The 17,375-nt window shown below is 70.2% G+C and carries 16 protein-coding genes and 1 riboswitch; of the genes, 5 read left to right on the top strand and 11 right to left on the bottom strand.

The genetic code is table 11. The features are described 5' to 3' along the window. Nucleotides 1-74 precede the first annotated feature (74 nt). From fdhD to ACX80N_RS08865, 8 genes are all read right to left on the bottom strand, one after another. Nucleotides 75-902, bottom strand: a complete 828-nt coding sequence (gene fdhD, locus ACX80N_RS08900) for a formate dehydrogenase accessory sulfurtransferase FdhD (protein WP_459339080.1) — start codon at nt 900-902, stop codon at nt 75-77. A gap of 112 nt (nt 903-1,014) precedes the next feature. Beyond that, nucleotides 1,015-2,277 (bottom strand): molybdopterin molybdotransferase MoeA, encoded by a 1,263-nt coding sequence (locus ACX80N_RS08895; RefSeq protein WP_459339079.1) that lies wholly within the window; start codon nt 2,275-2,277, stop codon nt 1,015-1,017. Beyond that, a complete protein-coding gene (locus tag ACX80N_RS08890; protein WP_105031235.1) occupies nt 2,274-2,558 on the bottom strand; it encodes a DUF6457 domain-containing protein in 285 nt (94 codons plus the stop codon). The genes ACX80N_RS08895 and ACX80N_RS08890 overlap by 4 nt, the downstream gene beginning before the upstream one ends. 17 nt (nt 2,559-2,575) lie before the next feature. Next, nucleotides 2,576-3,181, bottom strand: a complete 606-nt coding sequence (mobA, locus tag ACX80N_RS08885; RefSeq protein ID WP_459339078.1) for a molybdenum cofactor guanylyltransferase — start codon at nt 3,179-3,181, stop codon at nt 2,576-2,578. Beyond that, the gene (locus tag ACX80N_RS08880) at nt 3,178-3,675 is read right to left on the bottom strand and encodes an HNH endonuclease (RefSeq protein WP_105031237.1); all 498 of its coding nucleotides are present in this window, start codon (nt 3,673-3,675) and stop codon (nt 3,178-3,180) included. The genes mobA and ACX80N_RS08880 overlap by 4 nt, the downstream gene beginning before the upstream one ends. A gap of 224 nt (nt 3,676-3,899) precedes the next feature. Further along, nucleotides 3,900-4,850 carry an NlpC/P60 family protein gene (locus tag ACX80N_RS08875; protein WP_459339077.1) on the bottom strand — a complete coding sequence of 317 codons (951 nt, stop codon included), beginning with the start codon at nt 4,848-4,850 and terminating at the stop codon, nt 3,900-3,902. A gap of 24 nt (nt 4,851-4,874) precedes the next feature. Then, complete coding sequence (locus tag ACX80N_RS08870) at nt 4,875-5,759, bottom strand: NlpC/P60 family protein (RefSeq protein WP_459339076.1); 885 nt, start codon at nt 5,757-5,759, stop codon at nt 4,875-4,877. Between the two features lie 5 nt (nt 5,760-5,764). Further along, nucleotides 5,765-5,917: riboswitch (cyclic di-AMP (ydaO/yuaA leader) on the bottom strand. Nucleotides 5,918-6,086: 169 nt separating this feature from the next. Then, nucleotides 6,087-6,785 (bottom strand): metal-dependent transcriptional regulator, encoded by a 699-nt coding sequence (locus ACX80N_RS08865; RefSeq protein WP_105031240.1) that lies wholly within the window; start codon nt 6,783-6,785, stop codon nt 6,087-6,089. 269 nt (nt 6,786-7,054) lie between these two features. Between ACX80N_RS08865 and serC the strand changes: the two genes are divergently transcribed. Further along, the gene (gene serC / locus ACX80N_RS08860) at nt 7,055-8,179 is read left to right on the top strand and encodes a phosphoserine transaminase (protein ID WP_459339075.1); all 1,125 of its coding nucleotides are present in this window, start codon (nt 7,055-7,057) and stop codon (nt 8,177-8,179) included. 212 nt (nt 8,180-8,391) lie between these two features. After that, on the top strand, nt 8,392-9,894 hold the full coding sequence (locus ACX80N_RS08855) for an HNH endonuclease signature motif containing protein (RefSeq protein ID WP_459339074.1): 1,503 nt from the start codon (nt 8,392-8,394) through the stop codon (nt 9,892-9,894). A gap of 5 nt (nt 9,895-9,899) precedes the next feature. On the opposite strand, the gene ACX80N_RS08850 is transcribed toward ACX80N_RS08855, so the two are convergent. The 3 genes from ACX80N_RS08850 to ACX80N_RS08840 are packed head-to-tail and all read right to left on the bottom strand — an operon-like array spanning nt 9,900 to nt 12,600. Next, nucleotides 9,900-11,177: an MFS transporter gene (locus tag ACX80N_RS08850; RefSeq protein WP_459339073.1), complete on the bottom strand. Its 1,278-nt coding sequence runs from the start codon at nt 11,175-11,177 to the stop codon at nt 9,900-9,902. A gap of 34 nt (nt 11,178-11,211) precedes the next feature. Then, nucleotides 11,212-12,207 carry a DUF3027 domain-containing protein gene (locus ACX80N_RS08845; protein ID WP_459339072.1) on the bottom strand — a complete coding sequence of 332 codons (996 nt, stop codon included), beginning with the start codon at nt 12,205-12,207 and terminating at the stop codon, nt 11,212-11,214. Between the two features lie 9 nt (nt 12,208-12,216). Next, nucleotides 12,217-12,600, bottom strand: a complete 384-nt coding sequence (locus tag ACX80N_RS08840; protein ID WP_105031244.1) for a cold-shock protein — start codon at nt 12,598-12,600, stop codon at nt 12,217-12,219. A 178-nt stretch (nt 12,601-12,778) separates the two neighbouring features. On the opposite strand from ACX80N_RS08840, the gene ACX80N_RS08835 reads away from it, so the two are divergent. The 3 genes from ACX80N_RS08835 to ACX80N_RS08825 all read left to right on the top strand — a co-directional run bounded on the left by ACX80N_RS08835 (nt 12,779) and on the right by ACX80N_RS08825 (nt 17,365). Next, entirely contained in the window at nt 12,779-13,066 is a 288-nt protein-coding gene (locus ACX80N_RS08835) for a hypothetical protein (RefSeq protein WP_459339071.1), read from the top strand. An 83-nt stretch (nt 13,067-13,149) separates the two neighbouring features. Further along, nucleotides 13,150-15,717 (top strand): helicase-associated domain-containing protein, encoded by a 2,568-nt coding sequence (locus ACX80N_RS08830; RefSeq protein ID WP_459339070.1) that lies wholly within the window; start codon nt 13,150-13,152, stop codon nt 15,715-15,717. Further along, nucleotides 15,710-17,365, top strand: a complete 1,656-nt coding sequence (locus tag ACX80N_RS08825; protein ID WP_459339069.1) for a DNA repair helicase XPB — start codon at nt 15,710-15,712, stop codon at nt 17,363-17,365. Before ACX80N_RS08830 ends, ACX80N_RS08825 begins: the two co-directional genes overlap by 8 nt. The last annotated feature ends 10 nt before the right edge of the window (nt 17,366-17,375 follow it).

The following is a 17,375-nucleotide window of genomic DNA, read 5'->3' as shown; positions in this document are numbered from 1 at the left end:
TGCGTATCGCGGGCCGACGCGCTCCTGCCAGGGGAGGGCGTGTACGACGATGGGGCACCCGCCCGCGCGACGGATCAGGCCGCGATCCGGTCCGGGTGCGAGTAGCAGTTCAGGGACGTCCCGCGGCTGAAACCCACGAGCGTGAGGCCGGCGTCATCGGCGAGGTCCGCTGCCAGGGACGACGGCGCACTCACGGCGGCGAGGACGGGGATGCCCGCGAGCTGCGCCTTCTGCACGAGCTCGAAGGATGCCCGGCCCGACACCTGGAGGATAGTCCCGCGCAGGGGCAGCATGCCCTCCCGGAGCGCCCAGCCCACCACCTTGTCCACTGCGTTGTGGCGCCCCACGTCCTCCCGGAGGCACAGGAGCTCCCCCTCCGCGGTGAACAGGCCGGCGGCGTGGACGCCACCGGTGCGGTCGAAGAGCTTCTGGCTCTCGCGCAGGCGGTCGGGCAGCGACGCCAGGACGCCGAGGTCCACCGGGGCGGTGTCGTCATGCAGGTCGAACCGCGAGGACTTCCGTACCGCGTCGATCGACGCCGTGCCGCAGATGCCGCACGAGCTCGAGGTGTACACATGGCGTTCCATCGCGGTGTCAGGGAGCTCCACGCCCGGCCGGAGCTGGGCCTCCACCACGTTGAACGTCTGCTGGCCGTTCTCGTCCACGCCGGCGCAGTACCGCAGGCTCGGCAGCTGGCCCGGCTCCCAGACCACGCCCTCCGAGACGAGGAACCCGGCCACGAGGTCGAAGTCGTCCCCCGGTGTACGCATGGTGACCGTGAAGGCGCTGCCGCCGAGGCGGATCTCGAGCGGTTCCTCCCCCGCCAGCACGTCCTCGCGGCGCCCGGTCTGCGCCCCGATACGGAACTTGGTGATACGACGTCGCTGGGTGACCCGGTTCATGCTGTGCTCCTTGCCTCGGTCCTGTCTCGAGGTTAGTTGACCCAGGTCGGCGTCCGGACCGTCGGGGCCGCCGTCCGGGGGTGTGGACAGCGTCCCCGGCGTCGGCGTCGCGTCAGCCGACCACCCACGGCAGCGACAGGGCCGGCACGGGGTCGCCCGCAGCACAGCCCTCGGACGGGATCACCAGGACGCCCTCGGCGGAGGCGAGACCGCGCAGCATCCCGGAGCGCTGGTGGGTGCTGGGGACGGCCCGCCCGGCCTCGGCGCGGTACGGGACGAGGCGGCTCCTGCCGGGCAGCGGCTCGAAGGCGTCGGCGCTCGTCACCGTCCGCGGCTCCTCCAGTACGGCCCCGCGCAGTCCCGCCAGTAGCGGACCGGCCACCGTGAGCATGGCCATCATCGCGGCGAGGGGGTTGCCCGGGAGCCCCACGAGGAAGCGTCCGTCCGGCAGGCGCGCCAGCAGCGTCGGGTGGCCCGGCCGCATGGCGATGCCGTCGATGATCAGCTCGGCCCCGAGTTCGGTGAGTGCCCGGCGGATGTGGTCCGCGGAGGAACTGCCCGTGCCGCCGGTCGTGATGAGGACGTCACCGGATGCCCTGGCCAGGGAGAACTCGTCGGTCGGTTCCGCACTGATGGCGGCCACGACGTCGTCGAGGTCGTCCTTCGCACGCCCGGCGACGTCGACGTGGCCTCCGAGCATCGCCACGAAGGCGGGCAGCTGGGGGCCGAAGGTGTCGCGGACCTGGCCGGGGTGCGGGAGTCCGTGGTCGATCACCTCGTCACCGGTCATCAGGAGGGACACCCGAGGAGCCCGCAGGACGGCGAGGGTGTCGTGTCCGCACACCGCTGCCAGGGCGATCTGTGCGGGATTCAGGACGACGCCGGCGGGGATGGCCTCGGAGCCCTCCTCGGCCTCCTCCCCCGCGGGCCGCACGTGTTCGTGGGGCGACGGCTCGTCGGGCCGGGCCGACTCGTTGCGGTCCAGCACGTCCCCGCGGACCGCGCCGTGCTCGGTCCGCAGGATGCCGACGGCGTTCTGGGGAACCACTCCCCCGGTCAGGATGAACGTCGCCTCACCGGGCGCGAGCGATACCTCGCCGGAGTCGGCGTGCGGCGCAGGCCTGCCGCGGGGGTGCTCGTCCGGCTGCGCGTGGCTCACGAGCGTCCAGGGTGGCTCACCGTTCACCGCCCACCCGTCCATCGCCGAGGACGCGTAGTGCGGGATGGCCTGCAGCGCGTGGACGGGTTCGGCGAGCGTCTGCCCGAGGGCGTCCGCGAGGGTGACGGTCTGGAAGGGCAGCGGCCGCCCCGCGCCGTGCGCGAGGGTGCGGGCCATCGCCCAGTCGACGTTGCGGGCGGGTACCGACTCGCTCATGCGGGACCTCCACCCGCCGCGGCCTCAGCGCAGAGCGCGTCGGCCACCGCCATCGCGGATTCCATGGCCACCTGCTCGTCCGCCTGTCCGCTGCCCACCGCGAGGCCTGCCGCATACCCGACCACGAACGTCGTCAGGGGCGCCGCGGGCCTCACCACACCGTGGGCTGCGCGACCGGCCAGCCCGAGGACGGCGTCGATGTCCACGTCCGTCCCGTCGATCTCGAAGGCGGCGAGCAGTTTCTCGGTCCAGTCGTGCAGCAGTTTCTGGCGGTCGTCCATGGGCCCTCCGGGTGGTGCTAGGGGACGTCGACTCCCAGCATTCGCGCATCGTTCCAGGTGTCGACGTCGTGTGTGGTGCCCGGCGGAACCGGGACGGGTCTGGTGCTCACACTAGCAAGGAGGCTTCGCATCGAGAGGTTGTCCGCCGGACCGCGGGCCAGGACGGCGTCGATGGCGGCTGCGAGGTCCTCGCTCCGGTACAGCGCTGCCAGCAGCTGGTCACGCCCGCCGTCGACCGCGATCAGGGAGGTGGCGTCCCCTGCCGCGGCCTCGGCCAGCAGGGCTTCGAGGAGTTCACCGACACGCGGCATGTCACACGCCACCACGGCGCACCAGGGCGCCCTCGGTCCCGGTGACGCCCGGAACCCGGCGACCACGGCCGCTGCCGGCCCGGCGAAGGCGGGTTCCTCCCGGACGAACGACGGCGCGACAGCCTCGGCGCGCCACGCGCCGTCGGGCCGGGGACCGACGACGGTGAGGCGCCCCGCGTCGGAGAGGGCGGCGCAGGTGCGCTCGAGCAGGGTCTGCCCGTCGAGGACCAGACCGGCCTTGGACACGCCGCCGAGCCGCGAGGACCGGCCGCCGGCCAGGACGATGGCGTCGAACCGCGGGGTGCCGGTCACGCGGCGTTCTCGGCGAGGAACTCGCTCCACTGCGGTGCCGGCTTCTCGAGTTCGCGGATCTGCCACTGCGGGCCGCGCGGTGGAAGCGGGACGATCCGCAGTTTCCAACCGAGGCTGCTGAGCGTCTTGTCCCCCTTGGCGTTGTTGCACTTCAGGCAGCACGCCACCAGGTTCTCCCAGGTGTCACCGCCACCCCTGGACCGGGGCATCACGTGGTCGATGGTCGAGGCGGTCTTCCCGCAGTAGGCGCACAGGTGGTTGTCGCGGCGCAGGACCCCGCGCCGGGTCGCGGTGACGTCGTGCCGGTACGGGATCTTCACGTACCGGTGGAGGAGGATCACCGACGGCCGGCCGAGCACTTCCGTGGGACCCACCACCGGGTCGTCGTCCTCCGCGACCACGCTCGCCTTCCCCGTGAGCACAAGGACCAGCGCCCGGCGGAAGGTCACGACCGCCAGTGGTTCATACCCTGCATTCAGAACGAGAGTGCGCATGAACAAAGCCTCGATACCGACGTGTTCCCGCAACCGGGTGCCATCCCGGGGATCGGGAGAGGTGCTTCTGATTGACACTGCAAGGGTAAGCACAACACATGAAGGTCACTAATGGGCAGCATTCCTCAGCGGAATTGTGGTGCGAGGCCGGATTCGTCATCTATACACGAACGGAAGGACCAGCACATGGTGCCGGTCCTTCCGTTTGGTCGTTCGTCCGTCGGTCAGCCGCCGACGCGGATGTACACGCCGCCGGAGCCGAGCTCGGCGGGTGCGATCACGGTCGTGTTGCCGTTGAACCCGCCGTGCACGGCCTGGCCACCGCCGATGTAGACGGCGATGTGAGCCATGCCCATGCCGCCGTTGGCGTAGTAGATGAGGTCGCCCGGGATGGCCTCGCCGGCACTGACGGTCCGACCCAGCGAGAGGTAGCCTGCCGGCCAGCCGTGGAAGTTGATGCCCGCTGCGGCGAGGGAGTTGCTGGCCAGGCGTGTGCAGTCCTGCATGACACCGAGCTGGCCCTTGGCTGCTGCGGCGATGGTCGCGGCAACGCCCGACGACGCCCGAGGGGCGGGCGCGGGAGCGGGGGCCGGCGCGGGAGCGGGTGCCGGGGCAGGAGCCGGCGCCACTGCGGCAGGCGCAGCGACGGGTGCCTTGACTGCCGCAACGGGAGCCGGCGCCTGCGCCACGGGGGCCTGGACGACCGGCGCCTGGACTGCTGCGACCGGAGCGGGAGCGGCCGGCGCCTGGACTGCTGCCACCGGAGCGGGAGCGGGCGGCGCCTCGACGACAGGGGCCTCGACGACAGGGGCCTCGGCGACAGGGGCCTCGGCGACAGGGGCCTCGACGACAGGAGCCGCGGGTGCGACGACCGGCTTGGCGTTGACCTTGACCGGCGTCCGGTTGAAGGACACGACGGTCTCGGTGGACGCCACGACGGCGGCGCGGACCGACGACAGGGAGATGCTGGAGGCAGCGACGTCGCGCTGCGGCTGCAGGTCGGCGGCGTTGGCCGCGACACCGCTGGTCAGGACGAGGCCGGACGCCGCCGCGATGACGGCGGCCTGACGGCCCATCCCGCTCGCGTTGGACGTGACGGCGCTGGCGAGGGCGGAGAAGCTTGCGGTGTTCCGCGCTTCTCCCCGGTGGCGTGCGATTGTGGCGCGTGAAGACATGGGGTTTCTCCGAAAAGTGGGGGGTTAGCGAACGCGGACGAAGCTGGCGCCGGGGAGGTCCGACAGGCCGTGGAGGCCGGTGTTCATGCCGTTGAGGCCACCGCTGATGACCTGGCCGTTGCCGACGTAGATGGCGACGTGGCCACCGGTGATCACGAGGTCGCCCGGTGCGGGGCTCCCCACCACGTCACCGAACTGGAAGAACTGGCCCGGGGCGAGGTCTCCCACGGACTTGCCGACCGAGCGCAGCGCCTTCTCGACCATGGCGGTGCAGTCCTGCGGGGTGCCGATCTGGGCGTAGGCCGAACCGACCAGGCCTGCAGCGACGCCGGAGGACTGGGCAGGAGCGGCGGGGGCAGGTGCGGCCGGGGCAGGTGCGGGTGCGGGCTGCGCGGCTACAGGGGCCGGGGCAGCGGGGACAACCACTGTGGCCGGTGCGGGGGCAGGTGCGGCGACGACCGTCACCGGGGCGGCAGGTGCAGCCGCGGCAGGGGCAGCCGTGACAGGAGCCGGTGCGACAGGAGCCGGCATGGCGATGGCGGGCGCGGCCTCGACGACGGGCGCCTCGACGACGGGCTCGGGAGCAGGTGATTCGACGACGGGCTCGGGAGCGGCGGTGACCTCGACGGCCACGCGGTCGAAGGAGACCGTTGCGGTGGCCGGGACTGTGACCTCGGCCGGGACGACCCGGTTCACGGTCAACGCTGCGGAGGACTGCACCTCACGCTCGGCGGTGGCTGCACCGTGGGCCGGCAGCCCGGCGGTCAGCACCAGGCCTGACGCGGCGACGATGACGGCTGCCTGGCGGCCGACGGATCCGGCGTTGGAGGTGACTGCTGTGGACAGGTTCGTCAGCGCACTGACGTTCCGGGCCGCACGATGGCGGCCCGGCGAAGAGCTTTTGGACACGTTGGATTGCCTCTCCCAACGCCTGCGAGGTGAGCTGTCGGATTCGGATGGGAGTCACCCGGCCGCTGCATGAAACAGCGACTTAACCCCAAGGATTTCTGTGAAGAAACCCGGAAATTGGTTCCCCCGCCTCTGCCATGCGATGGTGCGGACGGACCTCGAGCAATGGCAGAGCTAGGCGATTTGCAGGAGGGTGCCGGATCTAGAGCGAATTTGGCACGAGATGAAAGCTACATCAGAAACACCGATATGTCACATTACGGTCACGGACCGGTGTGTTCTTGATATCGGCGGCGATGAGGCGCACCCTGCCCCGCGGGTCGGGGATCAGGGTGCGACGGCGACGAACACGTGGGAGGCGACCACGGGCGGCAGCTCCAGGGCGCCCTCGACACCGGGCACGCGGACGGAGACATATCCGCCCACGGATTCCAGGTTCAGCTGCGCTCCGGGACGCAGGCCGCCCTCGTCGAGCTGCGTGAGAAGCTCCGGATCCACCTGGATCGGTTCCGCCAGTCGCACGAGCGTGACCTGCTTGTCAGGAGAGTAGGTGCCCATGGCGGACAGCAGGGTCACCACGCCGTCGGTGAACAGCTCGGACTCCACTCCCCCGATCGCCTCGAGTCCCGGGATGGGATTCCCGTACGGCGACTCCGAGGGCTTGCCGAGGAGTTCGTAGAGCCTGCGCTCCACACGCTCGCTCATCACGTGCTCCCAGCGGCAGGCCTCCTCGTGCACATAGGCCCAGTCGAGCCCGATGACGTCGCTCAGCAGGCGCTCCGCGAGGCGGTGCTTCCTCATGACCTCGGTGGCCCGACGCCGTCCCAGCCCGGTGAGCTCCAGGTGCCGGTCGCCGGAGACCACAACGAGGCCGTCGCGTTCCATGCGTCCGATGGTCTGGGAGACGGTCGGCCCCGAGTGGCGGAGTCGCTCGGCGATGCGCGCACGGAGGGCGACGATGTTCTCTTCCTCGAGCTCAAGGATGGTCCGCAGGTACATCTCGGTGGTGTCGATGAGGTCCGTCATGCGGTTCAGCTCCTTGGTGCGGTGCGGGTGCGCGGCTGGTGTGCCTCACGCCGGTGAGGCAAGGCGCCGCCGCCGCGGCCTGATCCGCCCCACGCTCCCCAAGGTTAACCCATGCCGCAACGCGCCCGGCAATCGACCCCCTCCGCCCGCCGGAAGACGCCGACGGCGCCGTTGGCCCCTTCCCGCAGGCAGGAGTTCACAAATGGAGGGGCCCGTGACAGCTGGGGCAGAATGAGGGCCGTACCCGCCGCCCAACAGCTGGAGCACCCATGAATGACCTGCCCCGCCTCCCCGGACACCTGCTGCCCTCGGACGGCCGCTTCGGCGCCGGCCCCTCCAAGGTGCGGAGGGGGCAGATCGACGCACTCGTGGCCGCCGGACCCTCACTGCTCGGGACGTCCCACCGCCAGGCGCCGGTCCGCGATCTCGTCGGACGCGTGCGCACCGGCCTCAGCACCTTCTTCGGCGCCCCCGAAGGGTACGAGGTGGTGTTGGGCGTCGGCGGATCCACGGCGTTCTGGGACGTCGCAACCTTCGGTCTGGTGGAGCGGAAGGCGCAGCACCTCTCCTTCGGCGAGTTCGGGTCCAAGTTCGCCGCCGCGACCGACAAGGCGCCGTTCCTGGAGGGGTCGAGCATCATCACCTCCGAGCCGGGTACGCGTCCGGACCCCGCGGCGGAGACCGGGGTGGACACGTATGCCTGGCCGCAGAACGAGACCTCCACCGGCGTCGCCGCTCCCGTCCGGCGGGTCGCGGGCGCCGATGACGGAGCGCTCGTCGTCGTCGATGCGACGTCCGCAGCCGGAGGCCTGGACGTGGACGTGTCACAGGCCGACGTCTACTACTTCGCCCCGCAGAAGAACTTCGCGTCCGACGGCGGACTGTGGCTCGGGCTCTTCTCCCCCGCCGCGCTCGAGCGCGCGGCGCGCATCGCCGCCGGAGACCGGTGGATCCCCGATTTCCTCGACCTGCAGACGGCCATCGACAACTCGCGCCTGAACCAGACCTACAACACGCCCTCGCTGTCCACGCTCGTCACACTCGAAGCGCAGGTGCAGTGGCTCAACGAGCAGGGCGGGCTGCCCTTCGCCGCCGGCCGCACCGCCGATTCCGCCGGGAAGCTCTACCGCTGGGCCGAGGCATCCGCCGTCGCGAACCCGTACGTCGCCCGCGCCGAGGACCGCTCCAACGTGATCGTGACCGTGGACTTCGACGACGCCGTGGACGCTGCACGCATCGCCGCCATCCTGCGGGCCAACGGGATCGTCGACGTCGAGCCCTATCGCAAGCTGGGCCGCAACCAGCTCCGCATCGCCACCTTCGTGTCGATCGAGCCCGACGACGTCTCGGCCCTGATCGCCTGCATCGACTTCGTGGTCGAGAACCTCCTCTAGGTCTCCGGGGCCGCTCGCCCACACCGGACTCCGCACGGGCGAGCGGCACCCGCTGGTCTCAGGCCCCGGGTCCCGGGCCTTTGGTCAGGGTCGCTGGTCAGGGTCCCTGGTCCCTGGTCCCTGGTCCCTGGTCCCTGGACAGGGCCCCGCGTTCTTATCCACATAGGCACCCTTGATCTCGGAGTAGAACGTGTGTTCTATAAAATCGAGGCATGGCTACAGCACCGATCGAGAGTGTCACCCGAGCAGGGAGCCCGCTCGAATCGGCGCGCGCCACCCTGGCCGATTGCGCCCGCGACCTGACGCGGCAGCACAGCGTTCTCTCCAGAGCAGACGCCCTCCGCCTCGTCGTCGACGTCGAGCAGGTGTCGAGGGTCGTCGACCATTTGCAGATCCTCGTCGCCCGTCTGGCCGATGAACACGATCTCGCTGATCACCAACTGCGCGGTCCCACTCTCGTCCCGGCATCCGTGCAGGCACAGCCAGGAGCAGCATCCCCGCCGGACCGGCCGGACAGGCCCGCTGCCAGGCTGCGGGACTGCGCGGAGTTCCTGCGGACCACGCTGGGAATCGGCGAGGCGGAAGCGAGGCGGCGGCTGAACCTGGCCGAGGTCGTCCTGCCTGGGCTGTCACCCACGGGCGCGCCGACCCCTGCCCCGCTGGAGGCGCTCGGCGACGCCGTGGGTTCCTGCGTGATCAGTAGCCGCGCCGCGACCATTATCGTCCGGGCACTCAAGCGGGTACACGCCGTCGCGGCGCCGGAACAGCTCATGTCCATGGAGCACCACCTCACCCTGCAGGCAGCCCAGTCCGACGAGGACCTCCTGCGGGTCCTGGCTCGCCGCTGGGAATCGGTGCTCGACCAGGACGGGCAGGAACCCACCGAGAAGATCCTGCGCGCCCGGCAGGGCGTCTTCCTCAAGGGCCGCCGCCACGGGCTGCATCTTCTGGAGATCGGCGCAACGGACGAACAGTTCGAGCACCTCGTCACCGTGATGAACTCGGCCACCAACCCGCGCAGGGCCGTGAAGGATCCCGCCTCTCCGGCCGGTCCGGCCGACGATGGCGGCGGTCCGGTGGCCACGGCCGTGGATGCCGCTCCTACCACGAGAGCCCAGGACATGCTCGAAGGCCTTGTCGCCGCCTGCAGGATCGCCCTGTCCGGCGATGGGCTCCCCGCAACGGGTGGGCACCGTCCGCAGGTCATGGTGACCATCGACTACCGGGACCTGCTGGAGCAGATGCAACGGGCTGGTTCAGCGGTGTTCTCGCAACAGATCAGTGCCAGGACCATCAGGAAGCTCGCGTGTGAGGCCGAGATCATCCCGGTTGTCCTGGGCAGCAGAGGGCAGGTACTGGACGTCGGACGGGCTCAACGGCTCTTCCCTCCACACCTCCGCCGTGCTTTGGTGGCTCGGGACAGAGGGTGCGCCTTCCCCGACTGTTCCATCCCCGCCAGCTGGTGCGAGGCCCACCACCTTCGGCCTTGGTCGTCCGGCGGCCGGACCAGCATCGACAACGGGGTCCTGCTGTGTTCGCGCCACCACCACGCCATCCATCAGGGCACGTGGAGCATCGAATCGCGCAGCGGCGTGCCCTGGTTCCTCCCACCCGTCCACCGACGAGGCACGGCCGGCCCGCGCAGGAACCTGAACTGGCAGGCGGGGCAGGCTGTCGATATCGAGCTCGCGCGGCAGACGGTTCCGCCGACATGACGTGGCTAGGGAGCGCCGTCCGCCGCACCGGCCTCGTGGTCGAGACGCAGGCGACGAGGCGCCGACCGGTCGTAGCGCAACCGCACGTCGTGGTAGCGCCATGCCCAGAAGATCCCGACAGCAGCCGCGAGAAGACCCGACGCCGCTGCGACCCCGAGACTCCATCGCGGGCCGAAGGCGTCGGACACCCATCCCACCACCGGCGCTCCCAGCGGCGTCCCACCGAGGAAGATGGCGAAGTACAGCGCCATGACACGACCTCGCATCACAGGGTCGGTCGTGGTCTGGACATAGGCGTTGGCGCTCGTCATCAGCGTCAGCGCGAACAGGCCCACCGGCACGAGGCTGAGTCCGAAGAGCCAGAGGTTCGGCGCGAGGGCGGCGAGGATGCACGCGAATCCGAAGGCCGCCGATGCACCGAACACGAAGCGCAGGCGCGGGCGGTCCCGCCGTGCCGAGAGCAGTGCCCCTGCCACGGACCCGATGGCCATGACCGAGGACAGGACACCGAACACCCCGGCATCCTGCCCGAACTCCGTGCGTGCCATCGACGCGATGAAGACGGCGAAGTTGAGCCCGAAGGTGCCGACGATGAAGATCGCCAGCAGTACCACCATGAGGTCCGGCCTGTGGCGTACATAGCGGAACCCTGCGCGGATCCGGCCCTTGCCCGGGGTCTGGCGGGGCTGCTGGTTCAGCTCGGACGTGCGCATGGCGAGCAGCACGTAGACCATGGCGCCGAACGTCAGGGCGTTGATCATGAACACCCAGCCCGGGCCCACACCGGCCGTCAGCAGCCCTGCGATCGCGGGGCCGATGAGGCGGGCACCGTTGAAGGACGCGCTGTTCAGAGCCACGGCGTTGGGCAGGTAGTCGTCGCGCACGAGCTCGGACACGAAGGCCTGCCGCGCGGGGGCGTCGAAGGCCGAGACGATGCCGAGTGCCAGGGCGAACGCATAGACGTGCCAGAGGACAGCGACATCGAGGAGGACCATCAGGCCGAGGCCCACGCCCAGGAGCGCCATCGCCACCTGCGTGACGGCGAGCAGCCGGCGGCGATCCACGGTGTCCGCGATCAGGCCTGCCCACGGCGCGATGACGAGCTGCGGCCCCAGCTGCAGCGCCATCACGATACCGAGGGCCGATGCGTTCTGAGGCGTGAGGATGTCGTAGACCAGCCAGTCCTGGGCGGTGCGCTGCATCCAGGTACCGATGTTGGAGATCAGGGCCCCGATGAACCAGAGCCTGTAGTTGTGGATACCGAGGGATCGGAAGGTGCTCAAGACATCCCTTCCCCGCTCCGGTGCCACACGCCCATCACCCGGCGTCGGGCCGTTCCGCATCGTCGGTCGAGAGGCTGTCGGTCGAGAGGCTGTCGGCCGAACGGCTGCTGGTTGGCTCCTCATCGACTGGCTCGTCGGTCGGCTCCTCCTTGGCCAAGCTGTCGGCCACGCCGTCGTCAGTCGGCTCGTCGTCGCTCAGCTCGTCGCCGGCTGGCTCGTCCTCCGTCAAATCGCCCTCAACCAACTCGCCGTCGGCCAGCTCGTCCTCGGCTGGCTCGTCCCCAGCCAACTCGTCATAGGCCATCTTGCCGTCGGTTACTTCTTCATCAGCTGGCTCGTCATCAGCCGACTCGTCATCGCTCGGTTCATCGCCGGCCGAGGCGTCGGCGGTATCAGCGGATACCGCGACCTCGTCTCCGCGATCTGAGACCTCGGTCGCACTCTCCACGACGGCCCCACCCTCTTGCTCGTCAATCACCACTGATGCGTCGGTACCGGACCCGGCTGCATCATCGGCCAGGGACGTGGCGGCCGGGGACGTGTCGTCACCTAGGGACGCATCGGCAACGGGACCATCCGGCTCGGAATCCTCCGGGCGTACCCGCTCGGACCAGGGCAGCCACTCGGGCGCGATGAGTGATGCCGCCGAGGGCAGCAGACCGACCTCACACACCGTCACTTCCTTGCTGCGCGACACGCGAGCCACGCTGGCGTACCACTGCCACCCTCCGTAGCCGGGCAGGAAAGCCTCAAAACGGTGGGTGACGAGGCGCTCGCCCTCCACGACGGCGGACACGTGGCGACCGACCTGCGCCTCGGGGGCGACCTCGAGCACACCCTGGCGGGCACGCTCCACGGCGGCTTCGAGAACGACGTCGGACTTGGGGATACGGCGTGATGCCCGGGGCTTCCGCACCGTCACCGCGGGTGCGGTCTCGGCATCACCGGGCACCGCATCGGCCCCGGCGGGCTTCGTCGAGGCATCGATCGGAGCGGTGCCGTCGGTGGTCTCCAGGTTGCTCGAGGTCATGAGGGAAGCCTACGCGTCGAGGTCGTCGGCAACCGCTCGGAGGACCGCTGCGACCTTCGAAGCGTGCGCCTTCTCCGGGTAGCGGCCCTTGCGGAGGCCGTTGGACACCGCATCGAGGAGCTTGATGAGGTCCTCGGTGATGACGGCCATGTCGTCCGCACTCTTGCGGGTAGCTTTGACCACGGAGGGCGCCTGTTCGAGGATGCGCGCCGACAGCGCCTGCGGCCCGCGCCGACCATCAGCGACACCGAATTCCAGCTTCGTGCCGACCTTCACCTCGCTGACGCCGGCGGGGAGCGCCGAGGCGTGCAGGAACACTTCCTTGCCGTCGTCCGTGGACAGGAACCCGAAGCCCTTGTCCGCGTCGAACCACTTCACTTTGCCGATGGGCACGTCGTCTACCTCTTCTTAGCTGTACCGGATGGCATGCGCCTGCGGTCCGGGCCCCGATTCCTGAGCGCCTGGCGCCCGGGCGCACTGCCGCATGGAACGGTCGGGGAAGTCTGTATCTCCTAGGATATAGGTTCTCCCACGACCACCGGCGCGGGAGTTCTTGTAGTCTGGAACGGCTATGATCCCCGATGAGCCGGCTCCGGCGCCCATGCCCCACAAGCCCCCGCAGCACCCCGACGACGGCGGCACGGAGCGCTCGTCCGGAGTCCGACGAGTCATTCTGGGCCTCGCTGTAGCCCTCGCAGCCATCGGCCTGCTCTCACTGGCTGCGATCCTGGCCACAGCCTTCGTCCAGGGCACCGTATGGCCCGGCTTCGTCCTCGCCACCTACTTCTGCCTGCCGATCGCCTTCCTGCTCATGGTCTCCCTGGTCGTCTGGTCGGCCATCTCGCGTCGGGACTCCTGACCAGCCCCTGGGCCATTTGTCAGGCCGGACCCTGCACACGCACGACCCGCGCCGTGTCAGAGGCGGCAGGTAACCTTGAAGGAATGTCTGCCATCCGAGCACTGGCCGAACGCCTTGCACTCAGGAGCGACGACGACCTGCGCAGCCTCCTCGCCGTCCGGCCCGATCTCATCCTTCCCCCGGTGCCCGATTTCGCCGCGCTCGCAGCCCGCGCCTCCACGCGCGCGAGTCTGCAGCGCGCCCTCGACAACATCTCACGCCCCCACCAGCAGGTCCTCGAGGCGATCGTCGTCCTGAGCGACGACGACGGCGGCGGCCCCGTCACGTTCGTGCAACTCACGGCAGGCTTCCTCGATGTCGACGGCGAGGCGCTCGAAGAGATCGTGGCTGAACTGCTGCAACGGGCACTGGTGGCCGGCTCCACCTCCGAGGGCCTGCTGCCCGTCGGAGCCCTGGCCGACGCACTGGGACCCTACCCGGCAGGTCTGGGCCGCCCCTTCCGCACGCTCGCCCGGTCCATCCCACGCTATGGGCCCGCCCTGATCCGGGCGGTCCCGCTGGTAGATCCCGAGGCCCGCGACGACGACGCCATGACCTCCGCGTCCGCCGCGCTGGCCCTCACCTCCCTCACCTCCGATCCGTCCGCATGGGATCGCGTCCTGGCCGATGCGCCGGCAGCCGCCGTGACACTGCTCTCCCGACTGCGTGATGCCCCGGTCGGCTCGACAGCCACGGGAGGCGAGGGTGCCACGCCTGCCGTCCGCTGGCTGCAGGACAGGTGCCTGCTCGCGCCCCTGGACGCCCTGCACGTCGAACTGCCGCGCAGTGTCGGGGTGGCGCTTCGCGGTCATGCCGTCTTTCCGTCTCTCGAGGTGGCACCACCCGCGACCACGGACCGGACCACCCGCGCCGGCCTGCGGGACAACGCGGCCTTCGGCGCCATCGCCGAGACCCTCCGGCTGATGACCGCCCTCCTCAATTCCGTCTCCTCCACGCCCGTAGTGACCCTGCGATCCGGCGGTGTCGGCGTGCGGGAGCTGCGGCGCGTTCGCGAGGCCTTGCGGAGCGACGACGGCGGGACGGCCTGGCTGCTGGAGCTAGCAGCCGCCGTGGGGCTCCTGACCCTCGACCCCGACGACTCGCGGTGGAAGACGTCACGACTGGACTCCTGGGAGGCCCTGGATCGTGATGAGCAGTGGCTCCTTCTCGTGGAGGGCTGGCTGGCCGTCGACCGGGCACCCGCACTCGTCGGCTCCCGGCTGCCGGACGGAACAGCGATCAATGCTCTCGCCGCGGAGGCCTCCCGCCCCGATGCTCCGATGGTGCGCCAGAGACTCCTCGCTGTCGCTGTGGAGCTCTCCAGCGGCACGGACCACGGTGCCGCGAACGCCGATCGAGCCGCCGGCAGCGTCGAGGCGGTAAAGCTTCCCGGAAGCCCGGACCGCCCCGGAGCGCACGCTGATCGAGTCGATGCCAAAGCGGCCGACAGCGCCGTCGTCGGCAACTCTTCCAGCGCCGCTGGAAGCGCCACCAGCCGCGCCGCCGGAAGCCCGACGACGCTGCCCGTCCTCACCGAACAGTCCGTCGTCGACCTCGCCACCTGGCATCAGCCACGCCTGCACCGACGGTTCGCCCGCCTCCTTCCCGGCATGCTGACCGAAGCGGCCTCGCTCGGGCTGACCGGCGGCGGAGCTCTCACCGACGCCGGGCGGCTGGTCGCCGAAGGTCGCTTCGAGGACGCCGCACTCGCCGTCCGCGAGGCCCTGCCGGAGGCGGTCTCGCACGTCGTGCTGCAGGCCGACCTCACCGCCGTCGCCCCCGGATACCTCCAGCCGGAGGTGGCGCGCGGACTCCTGCGCCTGGCCACGCCGGAGGGGCAGGGCCCTGCTACCACCTACCGCTTCTCGGCCGACTCCATCCGTTCGGCGCTCGACGCCGGCGAGGACGCGCCGTCGATCCTCTCCTTTCTGCGCACCCACTCGGCCACCGAAGTTCCCCAGGCCCTGGCCTACCTCGTCGAGGACACGGCCTCCCGGTACGGCAGCCTGCGCATCGGCCGGGCCGGGAGCTACCTGCGCACGAAGGACGACGCCGTGACCGCGGCGGTGATGGCCGATCCGCGGGCAGCCGTGCTCAGCGTCGTACAGATCGCACCGACCGTCCTCGTCTCGCCGGCATCGGCACCGGAGCTGACCGCACTGCTGCGGGACCTCGGGTTCTCGCCGGCCTCGGACGCCGTCGCCACCGTCGGCTTCTCCCCTCTGCAGGTCGAGCCTTCAGCGCCGACCCGTGTGCCGCCGGACCAGCTGAGGTCACGCCTCAACCCCTGGTCGGTGGCTGAGGAGGAGATCTCCGCACAGCTCGCCGCCCTCCGCTCGGCGACACCGCGGCCGGCGGATCCCGCAGTCGGATCGGACAGCGAGACACTCCTCGGCCTCGAGACGCTGCGGGCCGCGATCCGGTCACGCAGCCGTATCCGCCTCGGCACCGCCGACAGCGAGGGGAATCACGTGCGCCAGGTCCTTGTTCCACTCTCGGTGTCGGGAGGTCGCCTGCGCGTGGTCGATCCCGAGACGCAGGTGGAGAAAGTCGTGTCCGTGCACCGCGTCATGGACGTGGAGATCCTCGAAGGGAGCCCAGCAGATGGCTGACGGGCCGCTGATCGTCCAGAGTGACAAGACTATCCTGCTCGAGGTGGACCACGAGCAGGCCACCGAGGCGCGCCACGCGATCGCAGCCTTCGCCGAGCTCGAACGCGCACCGGAGCACGTGCACAGCTACCGCCTCACCCCGCTGGGCCTGTGGAACGCGCGTGCGGCCGGGCTCGACGCCGAGCGCGTCCTCGACACCCTCCTGAAGTACTCACGCTTCCCGGTGCCGCACGCCCTGCTGATCGACATCGAGGACACCATGTCGCGGTACGGCCGCCTCCGTCTCGAGAAGGACCCGCAGCACGGTCTCGTGCTGCGGACCAGCGACTACCCCGTCCTCGAGGAGGTCCTGCACGCCAAGAAGATCCAGCCGCTGCTGGGGCCAAGGATCGACGGCGAGACCGTCGTCGTGCACTCCTCCCAGCGCGGCCAGCTCAAGCAGCTGCTGCTCAAGCTCGGCTGGCCGGCCGAGGACCTCGCGGGCTATGTGGACGGGACACCACACCCCATCCTGCTCGACGAGGACGGCTGGGAGCTCCGGCCCTACCAGCAGCTCGCCGTGGAGAACTTCTGGGCAGGCGGCTCGGGCGTCGTCGTCCTGCCCTGTGGGGCGGGGAAGACGCTCGTTGGGGCCGCGGCGATGGCCACGAGCCAGACCACCACGCTGATCCTCGTCACCAACACGGTGTCGGCCCGCCAGTGGAAGGACGAGCTGCTGAAGCGCACCTCGCTCACGGAGGACGAGATCGGTGAATACTCCGGCGCGGTGAAGCAGGTACGCCCCGTGACGATCGCGACGTACCAGGTGCTCACGACCAAGCGCGGTGGCCTGTACCCGCACCTGGAACTGCTCGACGCCAACGACTGGGGCCTGATCGTGTACGACGAGGTCCACCTGCTGCCGGCTCCCATCTTCAAGATGACCGCCGACCTCCAGGCACGGCGCAGGCTCGGCCTCACGGCGACCCTCGTGCGCGAGGACGGCCGCGAGGGCGAGGTGTTCTCGCTGATCGGCCCCAAGCGGTACGACGCCCCGTGGAAGGACATCGAGGCGCAGGGGTACATCGCACCCGCCGACTGCGTCGAGGTCCGGGTGGACCTGCCACGGGACGAGCGCGTCGCCTACGCCATGGCCGAGGACGCCGATAAGTACCGCCTGTGCTCGACGTCGGACACGAAGTCGGACGTGGTGGAGAAGCTCGTCGAGGCCCACAGGGGCGAGCAGCTGCTCGTCATCGGCCAGTACATCGACCAGCTCGACGACCTCGCGGCGCGGCTCGACGCACCGGTGATCAAGGGCGAGACGACGGTGAAGGAGCGGCAGCGGCTCTTCGACGCCTTCCGTGCGGGCGAGGTCGATGTGCTCGTGGTGTCGAAGGTCGCGAACTTCTCCATCGACCTGCCCGAGGCGTCGGTGGCGATCCAGGTGTCCGGCTCCTTCGGGTCCCGGCAGGAGGAGGCCCAGCGCCTGGGCCGCCTGCTCCGCCCTAAGGCCGACGGCCGTGCCGCCCGGTTCTACACCGTCGTCGCGCGGGACACGCTGGACCAGGATTTCGCGGCGAAACGCCAGCGCTTCCTGGCCGAGCAGGGCTACGCCTACCGGATCCTCGACGCTTCATCGATCGGCGACAAGGAACCCAGAGACTGACAAGGAAGCG

It is taken from the genome of Arthrobacter sp. MDT2-16, from assembly GCF_054510925.1.
This window is presented reverse-complemented; position numbering and strand designations above follow the sequence as displayed.

What these genes read in the sequence shown, in the direction of transcription:
- ACX80N_RS08835 (WP_459339071.1), top strand. Translation starts at nt 12,779, where the DNA reads ATGATCCCCGATGAGCCGGCTCCGGCGCCCATGCCCCACAAGCCCCCG.
- ACX80N_RS08880 (WP_105031237.1), bottom strand. Translation starts at nt 3,675, where the DNA reads ATGCGCACTCTCGTTCTGAATGCAGGGTATGAACCACTGGCGGTCGTG.
- ACX80N_RS08855 (WP_459339074.1), top strand. Translation starts at nt 8,392, where the DNA reads ATGGCTACAGCACCGATCGAGAGTGTCACCCGAGCAGGGAGCCCGCTC.
- fdhD (WP_459339080.1), bottom strand. Translation starts at nt 902, where the DNA reads ATGAACCGGGTCACCCAGCGACGTCGTATCACCAAGTTCCGTATCGGG.
- ACX80N_RS08890 (WP_105031235.1), bottom strand. Translation starts at nt 2,558, where the DNA reads ATGGACGACCGCCAGAAACTGCTGCACGACTGGACCGAGAAACTGCTC.
- ACX80N_RS08845 (WP_459339072.1), bottom strand. Translation starts at nt 12,207, where the DNA reads ATGACCTCGAGCAACCTGGAGACCACCGACGGCACCGCTCCGATCGAT.
- ACX80N_RS08830 (WP_459339070.1), top strand. Translation starts at nt 13,150, where the DNA reads ATGTCTGCCATCCGAGCACTGGCCGAACGCCTTGCACTCAGGAGCGAC.
- ACX80N_RS08825 (WP_459339069.1), top strand. Translation starts at nt 15,710, where the DNA reads ATGGCTGACGGGCCGCTGATCGTCCAGAGTGACAAGACTATCCTGCTC.
- serC (WP_459339075.1), top strand. Translation starts at nt 7,055, where the DNA reads ATGAATGACCTGCCCCGCCTCCCCGGACACCTGCTGCCCTCGGACGGC.
- ACX80N_RS08895 (WP_459339079.1), bottom strand. Translation starts at nt 2,277, where the DNA reads ATGAGCGAGTCGGTACCCGCCCGCAACGTCGACTGGGCGATGGCCCGC.
- ACX80N_RS08875 (WP_459339077.1), bottom strand. Translation starts at nt 4,850, where the DNA reads ATGTCTTCACGCGCCACAATCGCACGCCACCGGGGAGAAGCGCGGAAC.
- ACX80N_RS08865 (WP_105031240.1), bottom strand. Translation starts at nt 6,785, where the DNA reads ATGACGGACCTCATCGACACCACCGAGATGTACCTGCGGACCATCCTT.